This window comes from Pseudomonas sp. EA_65y_Pfl1_P113, assembly GCF_963970525.1.
GTDB classification, from domain to species: domain Bacteria; phylum Pseudomonadota; class Gammaproteobacteria; order Pseudomonadales; family Pseudomonadaceae; genus Aquipseudomonas; species Aquipseudomonas tritici.
This window is the reverse complement of record NZ_CAXAQM010000597.1, coordinates 1-449: the sequence shown is the minus strand read 5'-3', so window position 1 is coordinate 449 and position 449 is coordinate 1. Positions and strand designations below refer to the sequence as shown.

Sequence of the window (449 nt, the reverse complement as noted above, 5' to 3'; positions counted from 1 at the left end):
CGGGCGGCAGGTAGCCGGGGTTGCCGTTAAAGGCCATCGCCTGCTGCGCGCGCATCATCAGCGCATCGGAGAAGCCACGCACGAACATCACCAATCCGAGGATGATGTACATGATGCCGATCTTCTTGTGGTCGACGCTGGTGAACCAGTCGCGCCACAACATGCCCCATGCCTTGTAATAGGTGATGACCGCGAGCAGCGCGAGGCCACCAACGGCGGTGCCGGCAAAGGCGACGAGCACGGGGATTTCATGCAGCGGCAACGCATCGAGCGTCAGGCGCCGAAGATCGGGCTGATCGACGGCGACGAAAGGGGAAGGGGGGACGTCATGTCAGAAAGTCCTTCGGTCGCCGGCGGTCGCCGGGACGTCTGTTGCGCGTGTGCCGGGCATTGGCAGCCCTGCACCGGTCAGGCGTGCGCCAGGTTGCGTGGTGGCGGGGATCGGAGCC

Annotated in this window: 1 pseudogene; it reads right to left on the bottom strand. The window is 65.0% G+C overall.

Annotation, left to right across the window (positions count from 1 at the left end):
- Nucleotides 1-241: pseudogene (locus tag AACY52_RS31270) on the bottom strand (cytochrome o ubiquinol oxidase subunit I); the annotation flags it as partial.
- Nucleotides 242-449: the final 208 nt, after the last annotated feature.